We start from the raw sequence: 201 nt of genomic DNA, 5'->3' as shown, positions 1-201 counted from the left end.
CGCCCGAGGACACGCCCGTCAACGGACAGGTGACTGGCGTCGACCTGGACGGCGACAGCCTGAGCTACGTGGCGGGCGCGCCGCCCGCCAACGGCATCGTCGTTGTCAATCCGGACGGAACCTACACGTACACACCGGGTGCGAACTTCAACGGCAGCGACAGCTTCACCGTCGTCGTTAGCGACGGCAACGGCGGCACGG

Annotated in this window: 1 protein-coding gene; it reads left to right on the top strand. The window is 67.7% G+C overall.

Annotated features, from left to right (window positions below):
* Positions 1-201, top strand: a 201-nt coding sequence (locus AC3A6G_RS27495; protein WP_487875109.1) for an Ig-like domain-containing protein, incomplete at both ends; no start/stop codon positions are given.

This window comes from Variovorax sp. Soil_C_26, from assembly GCF_057657075.1.
Note: the sequence above shows the minus strand (reverse complement) of the source record. Positions and strands in the feature narration are given on the sequence as shown.